Origin of the sequence: Radiobacillus kanasensis, from assembly GCF_021049245.1 — a bacterium.
GTDB lineage: Bacteria > Bacillota > Bacilli > Bacillales > Amphibacillaceae > Radiobacillus > Radiobacillus kanasensis.
This window is the reverse complement of sequence record NZ_CP088020.1, coordinates 115,088-135,815: the sequence shown is the minus strand read 5'-3', so window position 1 is coordinate 135,815 and position 20,728 is coordinate 115,088. Positions and strand designations below refer to the sequence as shown.

15 protein-coding genes, 11 tRNA genes and 3 rRNA genes are annotated in these 20,728 nt (G+C 43.2%); 4 read left to right on the top strand and 25 right to left on the bottom strand.

Annotation, left to right across the window (positions count from 1 at the left end):
• Positions 1-12: 12 nt before the first annotated feature.
• The 5 genes from glmS to cdaA all read right to left on the bottom strand — a co-directional run bounded on the left by glmS (position 13) and on the right by cdaA (position 5,786).
• Entirely contained in the window at positions 13-1,818 is a 1,806-nt protein-coding gene (gene glmS / locus KO561_RS00800) for a glutamine--fructose-6-phosphate transaminase (isomerizing) (protein ID WP_231095217.1), read from the bottom strand.
• A gap of 44 nt (positions 1,819-1,862) precedes the next feature.
• Complete coding sequence (locus KO561_RS00795; protein WP_231095216.1) at positions 1,863-2,030, bottom strand: hypothetical protein; 168 nt, start codon at positions 2,028-2,030, stop codon at positions 1,863-1,865.
• Positions 2,031-2,328: 298 nt separating this feature from the next.
• Positions 2,329-3,675: a phosphoglucosamine mutase gene (gene glmM, locus KO561_RS00790; protein ID WP_231095215.1), complete on the bottom strand. Its 1,347-nt coding sequence runs from the start codon at positions 3,673-3,675 to the stop codon at positions 2,329-2,331.
• 55 nt (positions 3,676-3,730) lie between these two features.
• A complete protein-coding gene (locus tag KO561_RS00785; RefSeq protein WP_231095214.1) occupies positions 3,731-4,972 on the bottom strand; it encodes a CdaR family protein in 1,242 nt (413 codons plus the stop codon).
• Positions 4,965-5,786 carry a diadenylate cyclase CdaA gene (gene cdaA / locus KO561_RS00780; protein ID WP_331000854.1) on the bottom strand — a complete coding sequence of 274 codons (822 nt, stop codon included), beginning with the start codon at positions 5,784-5,786 and terminating at the stop codon, positions 4,965-4,967. Before cdaA ends, KO561_RS00785 begins: the two co-directional genes overlap by 8 nt.
• A gap of 245 nt (positions 5,787-6,031) precedes the next feature.
• On the opposite strand from cdaA, the gene KO561_RS00775 reads away from it, so the two are divergent.
• Positions 6,032-7,362 (top strand): IS3 family transposase gene (locus KO561_RS00775; RefSeq protein WP_231095212.1). Its coding sequence is split into 2 segments (ribosomal slippage): positions 6,032-6,413 and positions 6,413-7,362, totalling 1,332 coding nucleotides; the frame shifts between segments, so codons are not numbered across the junction.
• A 52-nt stretch (positions 7,363-7,414) separates the two neighbouring features.
• Here the strand turns inward: KO561_RS00775 and KO561_RS00770 are convergent.
• A complete protein-coding gene (locus KO561_RS00770) occupies positions 7,415-8,029 on the bottom strand; it encodes an anti-sigma factor family protein (RefSeq protein WP_231095211.1) in 615 nt (204 codons plus the stop codon).
• Positions 8,030-8,045: 16 nt separating this feature from the next.
• A complete protein-coding gene (gene sigW, locus KO561_RS00765; RefSeq protein ID WP_231095210.1) occupies positions 8,046-8,609 on the bottom strand; it encodes an RNA polymerase sigma factor SigW in 564 nt (187 codons plus the stop codon).
• Between the two features lie 178 nt (positions 8,610-8,787).
• On the opposite strand from sigW, the gene KO561_RS00760 reads away from it, so the two are divergent.
• Positions 8,788-8,946 (top strand): aspartyl-phosphate phosphatase Spo0E family protein, encoded by a 159-nt coding sequence (locus KO561_RS00760; RefSeq protein WP_231095209.1) that lies wholly within the window; start codon positions 8,788-8,790, stop codon positions 8,944-8,946.
• A gap of 86 nt (positions 8,947-9,032) precedes the next feature.
• Here the strand turns inward: KO561_RS00760 and rocF are convergent, their stop codons facing one another.
• The 16 genes from rocF to KO561_RS00680 form a co-directional block, all read right to left on the bottom strand.
• Positions 9,033-9,932: an arginase gene (gene rocF / locus KO561_RS00755; RefSeq protein ID WP_231095208.1), complete on the bottom strand. Its 900-nt coding sequence runs from the start codon at positions 9,930-9,932 to the stop codon at positions 9,033-9,035.
• Positions 9,933-10,068: 136 nt separating this feature from the next.
• Positions 10,069-10,141 (bottom strand) — tRNA-Ala (locus tag KO561_RS00750).
• A gap of 15 nt (positions 10,142-10,156) precedes the next feature.
• Positions 10,157-10,229, bottom strand: a tRNA-Lys gene (locus KO561_RS00745).
• Between the two features lie 329 nt (positions 10,230-10,558).
• A tRNA-Gln gene (locus tag KO561_RS00740) sits at positions 10,559-10,633 on the bottom strand.
• 50 nt (positions 10,634-10,683) lie between these two features.
• Positions 10,684-10,769 (bottom strand) — tRNA-Tyr (locus tag KO561_RS00735).
• Positions 10,770-10,824: 55 nt separating this feature from the next.
• Positions 10,825-10,900: transfer RNA gene (locus KO561_RS00730), tRNA-Thr, on the bottom strand.
• 3 nt (positions 10,901-10,903) lie between these two features.
• Positions 10,904-10,979, bottom strand: a tRNA-Val gene (locus tag KO561_RS00725).
• Positions 10,980-11,078: 99 nt separating this feature from the next.
• Positions 11,079-11,153: transfer RNA gene (locus tag KO561_RS00720), tRNA-Glu, on the bottom strand.
• A 19-nt stretch (positions 11,154-11,172) separates the two neighbouring features.
• Positions 11,173-11,245 (bottom strand) — tRNA-Thr (locus KO561_RS00715).
• A gap of 3 nt (positions 11,246-11,248) precedes the next feature.
• Positions 11,249-11,323: transfer RNA gene (locus KO561_RS00710), tRNA-Asn, on the bottom strand.
• Between the two features lie 67 nt (positions 11,324-11,390).
• Positions 11,391-11,506 (bottom strand): 5S ribosomal RNA (gene rrf, locus KO561_RS00705).
• A 277-nt stretch (positions 11,507-11,783) separates the two neighbouring features.
• Positions 11,784-14,697, bottom strand: a 23S ribosomal RNA gene (locus KO561_RS00700).
• A gap of 125 nt (positions 14,698-14,822) precedes the next feature.
• A tRNA-Ala gene (locus KO561_RS00695) sits at positions 14,823-14,898 on the bottom strand.
• Positions 14,899-14,907: 9 nt separating this feature from the next.
• Positions 14,908-14,984, bottom strand: a tRNA-Ile gene (locus KO561_RS00690).
• A gap of 116 nt (positions 14,985-15,100) precedes the next feature.
• A 16S ribosomal RNA gene (locus tag KO561_RS00685) occupies positions 15,101-16,661 on the bottom strand.
• Together the 16S, 23S and 5S rRNA genes with 11 tRNA genes alongside form the textbook arrangement of a ribosomal RNA operon.
• A 367-nt stretch (positions 16,662-17,028) precedes the next feature.
• Positions 17,029-17,250 carry a hypothetical protein gene (locus tag KO561_RS00680; RefSeq protein ID WP_231095207.1) on the bottom strand — a complete coding sequence of 74 codons (222 nt, stop codon included), beginning with the start codon at positions 17,248-17,250 and terminating at the stop codon, positions 17,029-17,031.
• A gap of 138 nt (positions 17,251-17,388) precedes the next feature.
• Here KO561_RS00680 and pdaB point away from each other — a divergent pair, with 138 nt between their 5' ends.
• Positions 17,389-18,150 (top strand): polysaccharide deacetylase family sporulation protein PdaB, encoded by a 762-nt coding sequence (gene pdaB, locus KO561_RS00675; RefSeq protein ID WP_231095205.1) that lies wholly within the window; start codon positions 17,389-17,391, stop codon positions 18,148-18,150.
• 29 nt (positions 18,151-18,179) lie between these two features.
• Here pdaB and KO561_RS00670 read toward each other — a convergent pair whose 3' ends face one another.
• A complete protein-coding gene (locus KO561_RS00670) occupies positions 18,180-18,785 on the bottom strand; it encodes a KinB-signaling pathway activation protein (protein WP_231095203.1) in 606 nt (201 codons plus the stop codon).
• Between the two features lie 137 nt (positions 18,786-18,922).
• On the opposite strand from KO561_RS00670, the gene gerD reads away from it, so the two are divergent.
• A complete protein-coding gene (gerD, locus tag KO561_RS00665; protein ID WP_231095201.1) occupies positions 18,923-19,552 on the top strand; it encodes a spore germination lipoprotein GerD in 630 nt (209 codons plus the stop codon).
• A gap of 48 nt (positions 19,553-19,600) precedes the next feature.
• Here gerD and KO561_RS00660 read toward each other — a convergent pair whose 3' ends face one another.
• Positions 19,601-20,644, bottom strand: coding sequence for an Mrp/NBP35 family ATP-binding protein (locus KO561_RS00660; protein WP_231095200.1), 1,044 nt, complete (start codon positions 20,642-20,644; stop codon positions 19,601-19,603).
• Positions 20,645-20,728 lie beyond the last annotated feature (84 nt).

The window sequence follows — 20,728 nt, the reverse complement described above, 5'->3', positions numbered from 1 at the left end:
CTAAAAAATTTTTTATTCAACCGTCACCGACTTAGCCAAATTCCTTGGCTTATCAACATCACAGTCACGGTGAAGCGCTGCATAGTAAGCAAGCAATTGCATTGGTACAACACTTACCAATGGAGTCAATAGCTCGTGAACATGAGGTAATACGAATGTATCCCCTTCTTGTTCTAAGCCTTCCATACTGATAATGCAAGTGTTTGCTCCACGAGCCGCTACTTCTTGCACGTTTCCACGGATAGACAAGTTTACGTTCTCTACAGTTGCAAGCGCGATAACTGGAGTACCTTCCTCAATAAGCGCGATTGTACCGTGCTTTAATTCTCCTCCAGCGAAGCCTTCTGCTTGAATGTATGAGATTTCTTTTAGTTTTAATGCCGCTTCTTGCACAACATTGTAGTCGGAGCTTCTTCCGATAAAGAACGCATTTCTTGTGTCAGTGAAGAAGTCTTTTGCAATCTGTTCGAATGTTTCTTTTTGATCCGTTAAGCTTTCCATCACACTTGCTACAATCGCAAGCTCTTGTAATGGATCAAAGCTGAAATCAAGACCTTTTGCTTTCGCTGTATCAACTGCTAGAATCGCTAACACGGCAATTTGGGCCGTATATGCTTTTGTAGAAGCTACGGCTATTTCTGGTCCTGCATGTAAGTGTAATGTGTAATTTGCTTCACGAGAAAGGGTGGATCCCGGAACGTTGGTGATCGTTAACGCTGGGTGACCCAATTCTTTAATTCGTACTAATACAGAACGGCTATCTGCTGTTTCTCCACTTTGAGAAATGAATACGAAAAGTGGTTTTTCTGAAAGCAGCGGCATGTTGTAAGAGAATTCACTCGCTACATGCACTTCCACTGGAATCTCGGCAATTTTTTCAATGAATTCTTTTCCGACAAGACCAGCATGGTAGCTCGTTCCGGCCGCGATAATGTAAATGCGGTCTGCATCTAACATCGCTTTGCGTACATTAGCATCTAGTTTGATTTCGTCCTTTTCATCTTGATACTCTTGGATAATTTTGCGCATTACAAATGGCTGCTCATCAATTTCCTTAAGCATAAAGTGTGGATAGGTTCCCTTTTCGATATCTGTTGCATCGATTTCGGCTGTAAATGGTTCACGTTCTACAACCGTACCATCTAATTGCTGAAGCTCCACGTTTTCACGTTTCACAATCACAATTTCTTTGTCATGTAGCTCTAAATATTGGTCCGTTACTTTTAAGGTAGCCATGGAATCACTTGCTACTAGGTTAAAGTCATCTCCAAGACCTACTAAGAGCGGGCTTTTGTTTTTTGCTACAAAGATCGTATCAGGATTTTCCGCATCGATTAATGCAACAGCGTAAGAACCGTGTAAAAGAGACACTGCTTTACGGAAGGCAGCGGTCACATCGTTTAATTCATTATTTAATGTTTCAATAAGTTGAACGATGACCTCTGTATCTGTTTCACTTGCAAGGTTAACATCAGCAAGGTATTCATCACGTAATTGTACGTAATTTTCAATAACTCCATTATGAACAATGGTAAATCTGCCAGACGCGCTTTGGTGCGGGTGAGCATTCTCTTCGCTCGGTGCTCCGTGTGTCGCCCAACGAGTATGACCGATTCCCATCGTTGCAAAGGTATCATCTTGACCTACTTTTTCACGTAGGTTCGCAATACGCCCTTTTACTTTAAATACATCTACGCCATTATCTGTTAACGTTGCAATACCTGCAGAGTCATATCCACGGTATTCTAACTTTTCAAGTCCGTTTAATAAAATATCCTTTGTATCATTCTGTCCAATATATCCTACAATTCCACACATATCGTTATTTCCTCCTTAAAATAAGGGGCAAATAAACGACCTTACTATGTTACTGGGGCGTTCATTTGCCCCTTTCTCGTGGTTGTTACACCTTGTGCTTTTATTCCTGTCCGAAGAGTCGCCTCTTTGTTTTCGAATAAAAACATGACGGTTGAGATGTGTGCAACCGGGAGGTATCCGCCGAATTCCTCGATAAACCTCCACCTCGTCAACTATATTCCACCGATCGGAAAATAGTTCAGGCGCTTTTAAAGATATTTTTAACTTCGATCCACCTTTCTATTCTTGAATCAAGTATTCCAGACTCCCATGTTATCCATTTTTCATAGTGGTTTTTTCAAAGGAAAAAAGGAACTCCTCTATTCTAACCGACAACGATTTAATTTGACAACTTTTTTTTACTTCTGTAATCGATTTGTAACTATTTGTCGTTGGGATTTGGATGACTTGATAATACAAAAATATGCGTGAGCAGTCTAGAATGTGCTGCTCACGCATAAATTTTACCCCTTATACTGTTCCAATTTCTTTTTGAATCACGTCGACGACGCGATCAACGTATTGGTTACAGGCTTCCTCCGTTGGCGCCTCCACCATAACACGAACTAATGGTTCTGTACCAGACGGACGAACCAATACTCGCCCTTGGCCTTCCATTTTTTTTTCCACTTGTTCAATTTCTGCTTTTACTTTCGGATGAACGAGTGCTTCCTTCTTATCGGCTACTCGTACATTTTTTAAAACCTGTGGGAACTTTTCCATTTCGCTTGCAAGCTCAGATAAGGTTTTTCCGGTATCCTTTAGTACGTTTACAAGCTGAAGAGCTGTAAGCATTCCATCACCTGTTGTGATGTAATCAAGGAAAATGATATGACCAGACTGCTCTCCGCCTAGGTTATAGCCACCGCGACGCATCTCTTCCATCACGTAACGGTCCCCAACAGCTGTTTTATCGCTCTTCATACCATGAGCTTCCAACGCTTTATAAAATCCAATGTTACTCATAATCGTGGATACAACCGTATTGTGGCGTAATAGTCCTTTGTCGTTAAGGAACTTTCCGCAAATATACATGATTTGGTCGCCGTCAACGATGTTTCCTTTTTCATCTACGGCAATTAATCGGTCGCCGTCCCCATCAAAAGCAAGACCAATATCCGCACCCTTTTCCAAAACAAAGGCTTGCATTGTCTCTGGATGAGTCGATCCCACTCCTTCGTTTATGTTTAAGCCATCTGGGGAAGTACCTATAGTAGAGATATCTGCATCTAAATCCGCAAATAAATGCGGAGCTAATGAAGACGTCGAACCATGTGCACAGTCCAAGGCAATATGTATGCCAGTAAATTCGTTATCTACCGATTGTTTTAAGTATTGAAGATACTTTTGTCCACCCTCGAAATAATCGCTAATTTGGCCAATATCTCCTCCGACCGGACGAGGTAACGTATCTTCTTCCATATCTAATAAATCCTCAATTTCTTTTTCCTGGTCGTCGGTTAACTTAAAGCCATCTGGCCCGAAAAACTTAATCCCATTGTCTTCTACTGGGTTGTGGGAAGCAGAGATCATAACACCTGCTTCTGCACTCATTGCTTTTGTTAAAAAGGCAACGCCAGGAGTAGATATAACGCCTAATCGCATGACCTCGGCTCCAATGGATAAAAGACCCGCAGCTAAAGCACCCTCTAGCATGTTTCCTGAAATTCTTGTATCACGACCAATTAATACTTTAGGTTTCTCTGTATCTTTCGTTAATACATATCCACCAAATCTACCTAGCTTAAAGGCAAGCTCTGGTGTTAATTCTTTATTTGCTATTCCTCTAACTCCGTCCGTTCCGAAATATTTTCCCATGATGTACCTCTCCTTTACTTCCTTTTGCGCAGTAGGTGACTATTCACCCTATTCCTTATTCTTCCTCTATTCGAACAACCGCTTGCTCGACATCCGATTTCCACTCTACGTTATCAGGTCCATTTAATTGGATAGGTAATTCGTATTCTCCTGTTTCGCGATCAGAAACGTTAATAGCCAAACTTAGTTGATTCTTATTTAATTCGTTGATGACATCCTCTGGTCCTAACACCGTAATATCCATGGCATTGCTATTAGGCTCTACAAAGGCAAGCGAATAGCCATCTTGCAAGTTCTCTACGTCAATCGGAACATCGGTAAAGCTCTTTTCTATCGTACGGGTAACATCAATGGTCACTTTCGCTTTCTCTGGCGATGTTTTTCGCATCGCGTCCGTACGGTTGAGCTCCACTTCTAACGTAGTATCTTTTTCTATTTTGGAAAGATCAATCTCTTCTGTAGTAAGTTCTTGTAGCTCTGCTAAGTAATCCTCAGCTGCAAAAACAGTTGCTGTTTCTGGCTCTACTTTCATGTTTTCCAACGTAATGCCTTCAGGTAGCTCCCCTGTTGTTGCTGCTCGAATGGATACCTCTTTATTTGGATTATTCACATCGACGGAAACCTCTACTGTCTCTGGCTCTACTAGGACAGATAACTCATTCCCCTGACTATCATATACTTTAACTGGAACTTCTCTATTTTCAATAGGCTCGTCCACTCCAGCTACATCAACAAATACCTTCACAATCGCGATTTGGTCGACAACACTTTTCGCACTTGTAATACGAACCGTCTTAGGATCAACAACCGCTTCTCCTAATTCAAATCCCGGTTCGATTTGCTGAGTGTTTATATAATCAATGGCAATATCGAATTCCTCTGTCGCTTTTTCCTCAATCACGACTTCTATGCTGTTAGGTTCAATATAAACATTTAAGTCATCCGATATACCTGAATGCTGCATATTTACTGTATGTGTTCCGGGCTCTAAATCCTCTAAATCAACGAACACATCAAAATTTTGTTGGATAACGGCCGGTTGTATTTCATCAGTAGGCCCTTCCAATGTTACCGTAACCGTTTGGGGAACCCCACTTACTACATATTTGTCATTATCTATTCGAATATCCACTGGGATATCTTCCACTTTCTGTGTTTCTTCTGTGCCGCCAAACAGCGTGCCATTAAGATCCGTTTCATCCGCATTTTCATCCAAGCTAACGGAAACAAATAGCAATAGCGCAAGTGCTAAAGAGACAATTTGAATAGCCCAGCGACTTTTTAACCAATTATCCATTTTTTCTTCCCCTCCAATTCCAGCCTTTTGAGGCAGGGGCTTTGGTGGTTGTGTTTAACTCATTCCGTAATAAATCAATCAGTTTATCCTGGTCTATATTTCTATGTAATTCTCCGTTTTTTGTGCAGGATATATGACCAGTTTCTTCTGAAACGACAATCGTTAACGCATCCGTTACTTCACTAATACCCATTGCGGCACGGTGTCTGGTACCGAGCTCTTTGGAAATAAACGGACTCTCGGATAATGGTAGGTAGCATGCAGCAGCTACAATTTCCTCTTTATTTAAAATAACAGCCCCATCGTGTAAAGGGGTATTCGGAACGAAAATGTTCGTAAGCAATTCACTCGTTAATTGCCCTTTAATTGGGATACCAGTCTCGATGTAATCCCCAAGTGCCGTTTCCTTTTCAATTGTGATTAAAGCACCAATACGTCTTTTCGCCATATAGTTGCACGATTTCGTGATTGCTTCGATATTACGATTGAGGATTTCTTCTTCGGACTTCGTATTACGAGAGAAAAAGCTTCCGCGTCCTAGTTGCTCCAATGCCCTTCTCAATTCAGGCTGGAACAAAATGATAATAACGATAAAACCCCATCGAATGGCTTGATACATTAACCAGTTCACCGTATCTAAGTTGAAAATACCACTTAAAAACCAGACTCCTAAAATAACAAAAATCCCTTTTAGAAGCTGGATGGCTTTGGTTCCCCGGATTAAGACAATAAGTTTATATAGAACATACCAGACAAGGGCAATATCGACACCTATTCGGAGAAAATCTAATAGATCCAAACCCCCATCAAACAGCATGGTTACACTTCCTTTTATGCATGGTTTCCTCTTCCTATTCTATAAGTATGACTTTTCCTATTATATCATAATTATATCTTATACAATAATGGCAGCATATATCACGAATCTTACAGGAATGCTAAAAAGAAAAAACCTCTGCCAAGTAAACTGTACCCTATAAGGTAGACACCTAAAAAAAGTCTACCTATAGGGTACTTTTTTGTATAATTAAGAAAATATGGGGATTGGGGAAAGGTCAAATGAGTAAAAAGATATTTACAGAGAGAGAAATTAAGACACTATCAGCGAATCCATATGTAAAGTCTGTTGGTCCTAAGGGAATCACCTATACTGATGAATTTAAACGTCTCTTCATCATTGAAAATGAAAAGGGAAGGTTACCAAGACATATATTTGAAGAGAATGGATTTGATATTGATATTATTGGGATAGACCGTATTCGATCATCAGGGAAAAGGTGGCGTGCTGCATATAGACACAATGGAATAGTTGGATTAAGAGATACTAGAAAAGGAAACTCTGGTAGACCAAGCTACAGGGAACATTCATTAGAAGAAAAATATGCACGGTTAGAAGCCGAAAATAATTTATTGAAAGCAGAAAACGAATTGTTAAAAAAGATGGACTTTGCCGAAAGGAGGCTGAAGAAGTAAAATTATCAGCTGAACAAAAATTCCTACTTGTTCACTTTGTTATCGAAAAATTTCAACTTAAAAATATGGTTAGCCATTTATGTGAAATAGCTGGGGTTTCACGTTCCGGATATTATAATTACTTCTCTTTACAATCAAGGGAACAAAGAGAAAAGCGAGATGCAGAAGATGAGATTGCAAAAGAGATTATCTTAAAGGCCTTTCACTTTAAAGGACGTAAAAAGGGTGCAAGACAAATTAAAATGACCCTAGAAGGCCACTATCATATCACCTACAACTTGAAAAGGATTAGAAGAATAATGAAAAAATATGAAATTGTCTGTCCAATCCGTAGAGCTAATCCGCACAAAAAGATGATTAAAGCTACACAAGAACACAGTGTCTTACCGAACTTATTAAACAGAGAATTTAAGCAAGATACCCCAGGTAAAGTATTACTCACAGATATTACGTATTTATATTATGGAAAAGGACAAAAAGCTTATTTATCTACCATTAAAGATGGATCAACTAATGAAATCTTGGCCTACCATGTGCTCGATCGAATTACCCTGGATCTAGCCACTGATACGTTAGTAAAACTTAAAAGGAATAAAAGAGTAAAGTTAGCGAAAGGTGCCTTTATTCACTCTGACCAAGGAGGGCACTATACTAGCCCTACTTTCCAGAAGCACGTCAAGAAGTTAGGTTTAGGTCAATCTATGTCTAGAAGAGGAAATTGTTGGGATAACGCTCCACAAGAGTCGTTTTTTGGGCATTTTAAGGATGAGGCATTCATCAAACCATGTGCAACCCTAGATGAGCTTAAAAGAGAGATTAAGAGTTATATGACTTACTACAACAATTATAGATATCAATGGGATTTAAAAAAGATGACCCCTGTACAGTACAGAGATCATCTTCTTAATGCTGCCTAGTCTTTTTTTAAATGTCCTTGACAAAGGGTACAGTTTAAAGTAGCAAAGGTTTCTATAATCCACTAAAGGAAAAAACACTTTCGGTAAAGTCTTTTAAGTGGTACCACATCCATCCAAAAATCTGATTGACCTGCTTAATTTCTCCGGTTACTTGACCCGCCGACGCCATCAGGTGCTCCCCATTAATCACGATGACATTACCATCTACCGCACCTTTGATATCCAAATTGCCGTTTTTCACAACGAGATCACCTTCGACCGTAACCCCTTCCGGTACAATAACCGTGCCGTCCTTGATTATTAGGTTCTCTTGCTTCGAAACCGAAACTTGACCATTTTCATTCCACATCGAAAAGGCACTACTAAACATCAAGATGAAGAAAATGGCTGCCGCTGTCACAATTGGGTGCGCACGGAACCATCTCCTATAGCTGACCCGTTTCTTTTCTCTAGGCAAACTGTCCATTACCTTCGCCGTAAAATGAGTAGGTGCTTGTAGCGTACTCGTACTTTCTAATAAGGTTACCGTTCTTTTTAGATCGTGAAAATGCTCTTGACATCTTTCACATGTTTGCAAGTGAGCGCGAAGGTCCTGTTCTTCTTTTTGACTTAACTCTCGATCTAGATACTTGTGCATAAGCTTCACAGCTTCTTTGTTACATTCCAAGGTAATTCACACTCCTTTACACACTACGAAGCCTTTTTTTCAGCGCTTCTCTACCACGATGTATTCTGGTTTTGACTGTACCGACTGGTATATCTAATATCTCACTAATTTCCAACAAAGATAACTCATCCAAGTATCGGAGCGCGATGACACTACGATACTTTGGAGGCAAAGCCATAATTTCATTCTGGATATAGGTTTGCATCTCTAAACTTTCTAATTCTTCTTCCGGTAATGGTTGATCGGAGGACAATTGCGAATACATATCCAGCCCTTCGGTTCCCTTTACCTCCGCATCTAAATAATAATCCGGTTTCTTTTTTCGAATTCGGTCTATCGTAACATTGGTAGCGATTCGATACAGCCACGTCGAAAATTTCTTCTTACTATCAAACGATTGAATATTGACGAATGCTCGAATAAAGGCTTCCTGTGCCAAATCTTCCGCTTCATGCTTATTTCCAATCATGCGAAAACAAATTTGATAGACTTTATTTTGATAAAAGGATACCACATCCTCAAATGCAGAATGATCCCCTTTTTTTACCTGTTTTATCTTTTGTTTAATTACGGTTTCCATCTATTAATACCTCCGCTAATACTTGCGGTCCTTTGCTATACGATTAACAGACCGTATAGGTTTCATTTCCGTTTCATTTTTTTGATAGAAGATTTTCATTCTAGGAGGTAACGTTTATCTCTATGCAGTAAAGGGTAAACCTCTATCAGGTTCAATTATACCAGTTTAGGAGGTAATCATGGATTACAAATTGCATCTTTTGGAAAAGATTGAGAAGTGCAGACAAGAAATGATTTGTTTAACCCAGTCCCAAGACTTGACCTCTGAACCTGTAGTGACAGTAAGTACACGTCTTGATTACCTAATAAATGAATATCAAAAACAAGTCAGTGGATAGATATGGTGCTAGTCACCTCCCGGATATTGTTGATAAAGCTCGAAAAAATTCCCTTGTCACACTAAGTGGCAAGGGATACTTTTTTCTTATTTTAATTTTTCTCCAAACAAGGAACCCATTAGTCCAACAGCTAATGATGCTGTTTTATTTTTCTCATCTAAGATTGGGTTTACTTCTACGAACTCGGCGGACGTGATAATACCAGATTCTGATAGCATTTCCATAGCTAAGTGACTTTCTCGATAACTCAGACCACCTAATACTGGTGTTCCTACACCTGGGGCTTCATTTGGATCTAAACCATCTAAATCAAGGCTTAAGTGTACGCCATCCATGCCCTTAAACGATTCAATTATCTCTGTCATGACTTGTGCCATGCCCATACGGTCTATCTCATGCATACTATATACGCGAATACCTTTTTCTTTAATTAGTTCCTTTTCTCCATGGTCCAAGGATCTTGCACCGATGATCACAATATTCTCAGGCTTAACCTTTGGTGCATAGCCTAAGATATTCGTCAGTCGCTCCTCCCCAATTCCTAAGTTAACCGCTAGAGGCATGCCGTGAATGTTCCCTGAAGGAGATGTCTCAGCAGAGTTTAAATCCCCGTGTGCATCGTACCAGATAACTCCCAAATTTTCGTAATGTTTAGCGATACCAGCAAGACTACCGATTGCAATACTGTGGTCTCCACCTAATACAAGTGGGAAGTTTCCGGACTGAATAACCTTATCTACTTTCTTTGCAAGTTTTTCATTACCATCCGCAACTTCAGATAGGTTTTTAAGTCGATGGTTTGCTTGGACTTCTTTCCGATCCGGCCTAGAGATTTCTATATCCCCTAGATCGTTTATTATGTAATTCAAACGTTCTAACCTTTCAATGACACCAGCATATCGAATGGCACTCGGACCCATATCCACCCCACGGCGATTCTGTCCCAAATCCATCGGTACACCAATAATCGATAATTGCTTCTTCATAGAAAAAAACCTCCTTCATCTACTTATATTGTAGACAAAAAAGGCAAAATGACTCAACATAACATGATTTTGTATATATATACGGGATTTATTTTTTGGAAACAAAAAAATGATTCTGTTTAGAATCATAGTAGGATGGAGCCTAGCGGGATCGAACCGCTGACCTCCTGCGTGCAAAGCAGGCGCTCTCCCAGCTGAGCTAAGGCCCCGTATTGAATTAAGAGTGAGCCATGCAGGATTCGAACCTGCGACCCTCTGATTAAAAGTCAGATGCTCTACCAACTGAGCTAATGGCTCATGATATGTACGCTCTCTTAAAAGTTAACAGCGTTCATCATGTAAACCCCTGCATCTTCTCGCTTATTCAAAGATGATTAATGCTTCGGGGTTACTCGTAGGGTATTCGGTGGATGTTTGTGCTCGTTGCTCTACCAACTGAGCTATTGGCTCATGATATGTACGCTCTCTTAAAAGTTAACAGCGTTCATCATGTAAACCCCTGCATCTTCTAGTTTATTCAAAGATGATTAATGCTTCAGGGTTACTCGTAGCTTACTCGGTGGATGTTTTGCTCGTCTCTACCAACTGAGCTAATGGCTCATGACTTGTCCAAAAAGACAAAAAAATGGCTGGGCTAGCTGGATTCGAACCAGCGCATGACGGTACCAAAAACCGTTGCCTTACCGCTTGGCTATAGCCCAATAAAAAAGAGTGCTAAAAATCCGCACTATTATATTTACTACTATGTAAATGGTGGAGGGAGTAGGACTCGAACCTACGAACCCGATGGGAGCGGATTTACAGTCCGCCGCGTTTGGCCAACTTCGCTATCCCTCCAAGATTATACCCATTTTATTGTGTGTTATACCATCTTATGCAAAAAACAAAAAAATGGTGCCGGCCAGAGGACTTGAACCCCCAACCTACTGATTACAAGTCAGTTGCTCTACCAATTGAGCTAGACCGGCATATGGTGGAGGATGCAGGGCTCGAACCTGCGACCCCCTGCTTGTAAGGCAGGTGCTCTCCCAGCTGAGCTAATCCTCCGCAACACTGGATATGTAAGTGCATGTGTTGCAACAAGGACGTTGCAATCTTAACATGCCTTCCTTAATCCTTCTACTTTGTAACTGGGTTATATGTTAATGGTGACCCGTACGGGATTCGAACCCGTGTTACCGCCGTGAAAGGGCGGTGTCTTAACCGCTTGACCAACGGGCCATTAAAGATAAATGGACAGAGCTTCCAGCCGGACTTGAACCGGCGACCTCTTCCTTACCATGGAAGCGCTCTACCAACTGAGCTATGGAAGCATATGGCTCCACAGGTAGGATTCGAACCTACGACCGATCGGTTAACAGCCGATTGCTCTACCACTGAGCTACTGTGGAATGTAAGAAAGTTATACTTGCTTCACAGAGCTGTTCGTTTTTCCCAAAGGTGGAATTGAATTGGTCGGCCTAGCGGCGTCCTACTCTCGCAGGGGCAATGCCCCAACTACCATGGGCGCTAAAGAGCTTAACTACTGTGTTCGGCATGGGAACAGGTGTGACCTCTTTGCTATAACCACTAGACCTTAAAGTTCCTACTGGAACTTTTATAGAGTTTGCACCCTAAAAACTAGATAAGAGGGAAGACATTCAATTGCTTAGACTAAAACAGTCTAGCTGCGCGGGCAAATATTTAGCTGGAATAGCCACGTCCAGCTCCAGTGCCCAGCAACTAGCGAGACTTCCCTCACCTCTGTACGATAAGTCAACATCGATTCGCATCCGCTCATCGTGTTTCCTTTATCTCCGACGGTTCAGTCCAGTCCGTACGTTGCTAAGCGGGCACTTCCGCTTTTGTTTTTTAGTTAAGTCCTCGATCGATTAGTATTCGTCAGCTACACATGTCACCATGCTTCCACCTCGAACCTATCAACCTCATCGTCTCTGAGGGATCTTACTCATTTAAAATGATGGGAAGTCTCATCTTGAGGGGGCTTCATGCTTAGATGCTTTCAGCACTTATCCCTTCCACACGTAGCTACCCAGCTATGCTCCTGGCGGAACAACTGGTGCACCAGCGGTGTGTCCATCCCGGTCCTCTCGTACTAAGGACAGCTCCTCTCAAACTTCCTGCGCCCACGACGGATAGGGACCGAACTGTCTCACGACGTTCTGAACCCAGCTCGCGTACCGCTTTAATGGGCGAACAGCCCAACCCTTGGGACCGACTACAGCCCCAGGATGCGATGAGCCGACATCGAGGTGCCAAACCTCCCCGTCGATGTGGACTCTTGGGGGAGATAAGCCTGTTATCCCCGGGGTAGCTTTTATCCGTTGAGCGATGGCCCTTCCATGCGGAACCACCGGATCACTAAGCCCGACTTTCGTCCCTGCTCGACTTGTAGGTCTCGCAGTCAAGCTCCCTTCTGCCTTTACACTCTTCGAATGATTTCCAACCATTCTGAGGGAACCTTTGGGCGCCTCCGTTACTCTTTGGGAGGCGACCGCCCCAGTCAAACTGCCCACCTGACACTGTCTCCGAACCGGATCACGGTCCTGGGTTAGAAGGTCCGTACAGCCAGGGTGGTATCCCACCGACGCCTCCACCGAAGCTAGCGCTCCGGTTTCTCAGGCTCCCACCTATCCTGTACAAGCTGTACCAACATTCAATATCAGGCTACAGTAAAGCTCCACGGGGTCTTTCCGTCCTGTCGCGGGTAATGCGCATCTTCACGCATAGTATAATTTCACCGGGTCTCTCGTTGAGACAGTGCCCAAGTCGTTGCACCTTTCGTGCGGGTCGGAACTTACCCGACAAGGAATTTCGCTACCTTAGGACCGTTATAGTTACGGCCGCCGTTTACTGGGGCTTCGGTTCAACGCTTCGCCGAAGCTAACGCATCCCCTTAACCTTCCAGCACCGGGCAGGTGTCAGCCCCTATACTTCGCCTTTCGGCTTCGCAGAGACCTGTGTTTTTGCTAAACAGTCGCTTGGGCCTTTTCACTGCGGCTTCTCATGCAAGAAGCACCCCTTCTCCCGAAGTTACGGGGTCATTTTGCCGAGTTCCTTAACGAGAGTTCTCCCGATCACCTTAGGATTCTCTCCTCGCCTACCTGTGTCGGTTTGCGGTACGGGCACCTCTTTCCTCACTAGAGGCTTTTCTTGGCAGTGTGAAATCAGGAACTTCGGTACTAAATTTCCTCCCCATCACAGCTTGTGATTGCCAGACGGATTTGCCTATCTGACTCACTCACTGCTTGGACGCACACATCCATCGGTGCGCTTTCCTTATCCTACTGCGTCCCCCCGTCGTTCAAACGGAAAGGAGGTGGTACAGGAATATCCACCTGTTGTCCATCGCCTACGCCTTTCGGCCTCGGCTTAGGTCCCGACTAACCCTGAGCGGACGAGCCTTCCTCAGGAAACCTTAGGCATTCGGTGAAGAAGATTCTCACTTCTTTTTCGCTACTCATACCGGCATTCTCACTTCTAAGCGCTCCACCAGTCCTTACGGTCTGACTTCGCTGCACTTAGAACGCTCTCCTACCATTGTTCGGCAGAACAATCCACAGCTTCGGTGATACGTTTAGCCCCGGTACATTTTCGGCGCAGAGTCACTCGACCAGTGAGCTATTACGCACTCTTTAAATGGTGGCTGCTTCTAAGCCAACATCCTGGTTGTCTAAGCAACTCCACATCCTTTTCCACTTAACGTATACTTGGGGACCTTAGCTGGTGGTCTGGGCTGTTTCCCTTTCGACTATGAACCTTATCACCCATAGTCTGACTCCCAAGATAAAGTAGCTGGCATTCGGAGTTTGACTGAATTCGGTAACCCGATGAGGGCCCCTAGTCCAATCAGTGCTCTACCTCCAGTACTCATTTCTTGAGGCTAGCCCTAAAGCTATTTCGGAGAGAACCAGCTATCTCCGTGTTCGATTGGCATTTCACCCCTACCCACACCTCATCCCCGCACTTTTCAACGTGCGTGGGTTCGGGCCTCCAGTCAGTGTTACCTGACCTTCACCCTGGACATGGGTAGATCACACGGTTTCGGGTCTACGACCCCTTACTATAACGCCCTATTCAGACTCGCTTTCGCTGCGGCTCCGTCTATACAACTTAACCTTGCAAGAGATCGTAACTCGCCGGTCCATTCTACAAAAGGTACGCCGTCACCCGTTAACGGGCTCCGACTACTTGTAGGCACACGGTTTCAGGATCTATTTCACTCCCCTTCCGGGGTGCTTTTCACCTTTCCCTCACGGTACTGGTTCACTATCGGTCACTAGGGAGTATTTAGCCTTGGGAGATGGTCCTCCCGGATTCCGACGGAATTTCACGTGTTCCGCCGTACTCAGGATCCACTCTGGAGGAAACAGTCTTTCGATTACAGGGCTCTTACCTTCTTCGGCTGATCGTTCCAGATCGATTCGTCTACACTATTTCTTTGTAACTCCGTATAGAGTGTCCTACAACCCCAGAAAGCAAGCTTTCTGGTTTGGGCTAATTCCGTTTCGCTCGCCGCTACTCAGGAAATCGCATTTGCTTTCTCTTCCTCTGGGTACTAAGATGTTTCAGTTCCCCAGGTCTGCCTCCTATACCCTATGTATTCAGATATAGGTACTACTCCATTACGAGCAGTGGGTTTCCCCATTCGGAAATTCCCGGATCAACGCCTACGTACGGCTCCCCGAGACATATCGGTGTTCGTCCCGTCCTTCTTCGGCTCCTAGTGCCAAGGCATCCACCGTGCGCCCTTCTTCACTTAACTAATTTGTCTGTGAAAAGACGTTTGGTTTGTTACTGTTGAATGTCTTGTATTAGTCTAGTTTCCGTTCTCAAAGAACTTCCACTATTCTAATGCTCTTATCTAGTTTTCAAGGTACAAATATAATTTGGTGGAGCCTAGCGGGATCGAACCGCTGACCTCCTGCGTGCAAAGCAGGCGCTCTCCCAGCTGAGCTAAGGCCCCAAATTAGGATGGTGGGCCTGAGTGGACTCGAACCACCGACCTCACGCTTATCAGGCGTGCGCTCTAACCAGCTGAGCTACAGGCCCATCCTGAAAGGAATTACTTATAGGAAGGATTGATTTAATCCCTCAAAACTGAACCAAACGAACCAGTATGTTCTCTCACCAGCTCCGAAGAGCTGGCTTCCGTTATCTTTCCTTAGAAAGGAGGTGATCCAGCCGCACCTTCCGATACGGCTACCTTGTTACGACTTCACCCCAATCATTGGCCCCACCTTCGGCGGCTGGCTCCTAAAAGGTTACCTCACCGACTTCGGGTGTTGCCAACTCTCGTGGTGTGACGGGCGGTGTGTACAAGGCCCGGGAACGTATTCACCGCGGCATGCTGATCCGCGATTACTAGCGATTCCGGCTTCATGTAGGCGAGTTGCAGCCTACAATCCGAACTGAGAATGGTTTTATGGGATTTGCTTCACCTCGCGGCTTCGCTGCCCTTTGTACCATCCATTGTAGCACGTGTGTAGCCCAGGTCATAAGGGGCATGATGATTTGACGTCATCCCCACCTTCCTCCGGTTTGTCACCGGCAGTCACCTTAGAGTGCCCAACTAAATGCTGGCAACTAAGATCAAGGGTTGCGCTCGTTGCGGGACTTAACCCAACATCTCACGACACGAGCTGACGACAACCATGCACCACCTGTCACTCTGTCCCCGAAGGGAAAGCTCTATCTCTAGAGTGTTCAGAGGATGTCAAGACCTGGTAAGGTTCTTCGCGTTGCTTCGAATTAAACCACATGCTCCACCGCTTGTGCGGGCCCCCGTCAATTCTTTTGAGTTTCAGCCTTGCGGCCGTACTCCCCAGGCGGAGTGCTTAATGCGTTAACTTCAGCACTAAGGGGCGGAAACCCCTAACACCTAGCACTCATCGTTTACGGCGTGGACTACCAGGGTATCTAATCCTGTTCGCTCCCCACGCTTTCGCGCCTCAGCGTCAGTTACAGACCAGAGAGTCGCCTTCGCCACTGGTGTTCCTCCACATCTCTACGCATTTCACCGCTACACGTGGAATTCCACTCTCCTCTTCTGCACTCAAGTTCCCCAGTTTCCAATGACCCTCCACGGTTAAGCCGTGGGCTTTCACATCAGACTTAAGAAACCGCCTGCGCGCGCTTTACGCCCAATAATTCCGGACAACGCTTGCCCCCTACGTATTACCGCGGCTGCTGGCACGTAGTTAGCCGGGGCTTTCTCGTCAGGTACCGTCAAGGTACAAGCAGTTACTCTTGTACTTGTTCTTCCCTAACAACAGAACTTTACGATCCGAAAACCTTCATCGTTCACGCGGCGTTGCTCCGTCAGACTTTCGTCCATTGCGGAAGATTCCCTACTGCTGCCTCCCGTAGGAGTCTGGGCCGTGTCTCAGTCCCAGTGTGGCCGATCACCCTCTCAGGTCGGCTACGCATCGTTGCCTTGGTAGGCCATTACCCTACCAACTAGCTAATGCGCCGCGGGTCCATCTATAAGCGACAGCCGAAGCCGCCTTTCAACTTTCTCCCATGCAGGAAAAGTATTATCCGGTATTAGCCCCGGTTTCCCGGAGTTATCCCAGTCTTATAGGCAGGTTACCCACGTGTTACTCACCCGTCCGCCGCTCGTTCCACCATCGTCACCCCGAAGGGGTCAGATGGCTTCCCGCGCTCGACTTGCATGTATTAGGCACGCCGCCAGCGTTCGTCCTGAGCCAAGATCAAACTCTCCAATAGAGTTTTGAGTTCTTTACTCAATTTAAAGCTAGCTAAATTCTTACTTAACATACTGGTTGTTTTGTTCAGTTTTCAAGGATCAAATCTTCATTGTCGTTTTAGCGACGAGATACATCATATCACGCTACTATTTTAATGTCAACATATTCTCGAAATAAATTTATTATCTATTTACTTGAACAGTTTGTGTTCTACTGACAACAAAAAATAATATAGCATACTCAAGTTTTAATTTCAATAGAAAAACAGCAAAAAAGCGATAGCATTAGACAATTTATTTTATACTTACACAAAACCCATAAAGAGAGTATATAACTGCAGCATTATATACTCTACTTGTTCATTATGTATGACTTAGAGAATAAGGTTACTTAAAATTTCGTTTTTGAGGTACATATTTTAAACATTCATTTTCACTTGCTACTCTTCGAAACAATTGAAATAAGGTTTGGTACCTTTCCTTCATTGCTTCTTTTACTAATTGATCTATACGTTTATCCTCCATATCTAAAAGGATTTCTTCTAATTCTCTTTTTATTAGATAGGAAAGTTCTTTCTTTTCCATGTCAGAAACCAACATCCCTAACATTCCATCACCCCTTATTAAGGTTTCCGTTCTATCATTACCAATATTCCTCTTTTTATTATGAGTAAAACCTATTCGTTTATTCATATTGGACAAACCAAATCATAAAATAAAGCAAGTCCTTAAAAGGAGGGAGAGGTATTGAGTCACTTTTATGTGTGGAGACCGGGGAAAATAAAGCGATGGATGCTTACCATTATTGCTGCTCTTTTTACAGCATTATTTCTATGGATTGAAACAGACGGATCATTTTCTGTTTTTTCATCTAAAGAGGAACCTGCCGCTTTAAGTAAGGGGAGTACGAAAGATCCTAATATCGCACTTACCTTTAACATCAGTTACGGAAATGAAAAAGTGGAGCCTATACTGGCAAAACTCAAGAAACACAAAGTGAAAGCTACATTTTTTGTCATAGGGGAATGGGCAGAAAGACATCCGAACTTATTAAAGAAAATCACAGAAGGTGGGCACGAGCTCGGCATGATGGGCTATCGTTACAAAAGCTACCTCAAAATGGAACCGGAACAAATCAGAAAGGACCTATCTCATGCAAGAGAGATTTTCTCGAAGCTTGGTTACAAAGATGTGAAGTTACTACGCCCACCTAGCGGCCACTTTAATGAAGACATTCTGAAGTTGGCGGAAGATCAAGGTTATAAGGTAATCCAATGGTCTGTAAATCCAAACGATTGGGAAAACCCAGGTACCCAAAAAATCATCGATACGGTTATGGGTAATACGAAAAAAGGAGATATTATCCTTTTGCATGCTTCCGATTCAGTAAAACAAACTCCTGAAGCTCTTGAAACGATTTTACCTGGTTTAAAGAATAAAGGATTCGAATATGTGCATGTTTCAGAGCTCATTTCTAGAGCGGAAGCTCAGTCGAAGTTAGTCGAATAGCTACATCCCTGCAGAACGAAAGAGCAGCCTCAAGACTGCTCTTTTTTTGTTTGGTCATTTAATTTGTGAAGAATGAGCAACTGATATGTGTTACATAATAATAATGGAACAATCATTAACCAAGCATAATCGCTGCCACTCGTACGCAATCCAGGTACCCACTCAATAGACGTTACTACTACCATAAAGAAAAGGGCTGGAATAAAAGCATTTCGGTTTGTTTCCTTTGCCTTTTTCGCTGAAACAATCCATCCATATACGAATAAAAAAACCGCGGTTGCTATGTAAACGAATATGGAGGTTTGTCCATCCGAGGCATTATAGCGAAAATAAACCAAATCAAATATGGTGAACAATACTAATAACGCTTGTAGCGGCACCCAAAACCTTCTCAACATGCCTAGCGCGAGCTGATTCACGGTCAGGTAAGCGAAGAAGCCCATTTGACTTACTAAGCTAAACACTAACCCTAGTCCAACAAAAAATATGAGAACTCCTAACAACTGAAATAAATTAACCGGATCTAAATATTCCATATATGTCGGTGCTTTTACAAAAAAACTGGTTACAAGCGTGGATCCCGCTCCCAACAGTAAAGTACGTAAAAACATCCGAACCAAATTACGACTATTCAAGACTTTTTCCTCCTACTTCTGTCTTCCAATCGTATTTTATCATGAATCCTTCCATTTTACCTTTTCCAGCACATATTTTTTAGGAATAAACTCATATTAAACGTATGACTCATCCTATATTGAGGAGTTGAAGAGAAGTGAATAAACGAATATCACTCATAATCCTGTTCATCTCTTTTCTAGTATTAACGGCTTGCGGTAGCGGCAGTGGGGCTGCAAATGGTGAGCAGGCCAATTATGATACAACGAAGAAAATGGTTACAGATATATTGAAAACCGATGAAGGTAAAAAGGCAATCGCAGAGGTTCTCACCGACGAAAAAATGCAACAAAAGTATGTCATTGAGTCTGATGTAGTAAAAAAATCAATTACAGAAGCCCTTACCTCAGACAAAGGGAAAGAATTTTGGTCTAAAATGTTTTCGGATCCAAAGTTTGTGGAGGAATTCGGAAAAACTCTACAGGATCAGCAAAAAGATCTCATGAAATCCTTAATGGCGGATTCAGAATATCAAAAGAAATTCATGGAGATCTTGAAGAATCCAGAAATGGAAGAGCAATTGTTAACCGTTCTTACGAGCCAGAAATTCCGGGAGCATCTTGAAAAGGTCATCCAAGAAACCGTTAATACACCTGCTTTCAAGGCTAAAATTAGTGAAATCATTTTAAAAGCAGCTGAAGAAATGAAAAAGCCTGAAGAACAGGGTGGCCAAAGTGGAGAACAGTCCGGTGGTGGACAATCTAGTGGTGGAGCCGGCGGACAATAGCCTCAAACATTAGAAAAGGAAGAGCTAGCGATTAGCTCTTCCTTTTGTCTATTCATAGCTAGTAATAACCTTCTGAGCAATCTCTTTAAAGATCTCTCCAGTCGGGTGATCTTCTTGATAAACAGAAGGTGCGAACACGCCTTCTTCTTTATAAGGCTGTTGTAGAGGGAGTTGTCCGATTACACTTGTCTTCAAGACTTCAGCAAGCTTGTCTCCTCCACCTTGGCCAAACACATATTCTTTCTCTCCGGTCACTTTGCTTTCAAAGTAAGACATGTTCTCAATGACCCCTAAAATCTCGTGATCCGTTTGAAGCGCCATTTGCCCAGCACGTGCTGCAACAAAAGCTGCAGTCGGGTGTGGCGTCGTTATAATAATCTCTTTGGATGAAGGAAGCATGGAGTGAACATCTAACGCAATATCTCCTGTACCTGGTGGTAAATCTAATAGAAGATAATCCAGTTCTCCCCACTCTACTTCTTTAAAGAAGCTCGTTAACATCTTCCCGAGCATTGGACCTCTCCAAATGATAGGCGAGTTATCCTCTACGAAGAATCCCATGGAGATCACTTTCACTCCAAAGCGCTCTACTGGAATGATTTTTTCTTTTTCCACTGCCGGCCGCTTCTCGACACCCATCATATCCGGAACGCTAAATCCGTAAATATCAGCATCGACAATTCCTACCTTTTTCCCTAGACGAGCTAAAGCAACGGCTAAGTTGACGGTTACGGTAGATTTCCCTACTCCACCTTTCCCACTAGCAATCGCTAAAAACTTGGTGTTCCCATCTAATAAAGTAAGTTGTTTTTCCTCGGTTGGCTGGTACTTTGCAATCACATCATCTGGCAATTGTTCGAAACGAAGTCCAACCGTCGCCGCCCCACCGCGTTTTAATACATTAACAACTTGTTGTTGAAGTTGCATTTGTTCTCCGGTGTTTGTTTTACCGATAGCCAGCTTCACACTTACATGCTTTTTCTCTTCCTTAATCGTAATTTCTTGTATCGCACCCGTTTTTTCAAACGTTGTATGTAAAAACGGATCTTCTATAGGGTTAAGTAGTTCTAATACTTGTTCTTTTGTAAGCAAGACATTCACCATCCTTCAAACGATGTTGTACAACAGTAGTATATCACAACTCGTTTTCAACGATTAGTAATACGATTTCATGAT

Bases quoted from the DNA above. Each gene is read 5' to 3' on its own strand.
- glmS (WP_231095217.1), bottom strand. From the start codon at position 1,818: ATGTGTGGAATTGTAGGATATATTGGACAGAATGATACAAAGGATATT.
- glmM (WP_231095215.1), bottom strand. From the start codon at position 3,675: ATGGGAAAATATTTCGGAACGGACGGAGTTAGAGGAATAGCAAATAAA.
- KO561_RS00785 (WP_231095214.1), bottom strand. From the start codon at position 4,972: ATGGATAATTGGTTAAAAAGTCGCTGGGCTATTCAAATTGTCTCTTTA.
- sigW (WP_231095210.1), bottom strand. From the start codon at position 8,609: ATGGAAACCGTAATTAAACAAAAGATAAAACAGGTAAAAAAAGGGGAT.
- KO561_RS00760 (WP_231095209.1), top strand. From the start codon at position 8,788: ATGGATTACAAATTGCATCTTTTGGAAAAGATTGAGAAGTGCAGACAA.
- rocF (WP_231095208.1), bottom strand. From the start codon at position 9,932: ATGAAGAAGCAATTATCGATTATTGGTGTACCGATGGATTTGGGACAG.
- KO561_RS00680 (WP_231095207.1), bottom strand. From the start codon at position 17,250: ATGTTAGGGATGTTGGTTTCTGACATGGAAAAGAAAGAACTTTCCTAT.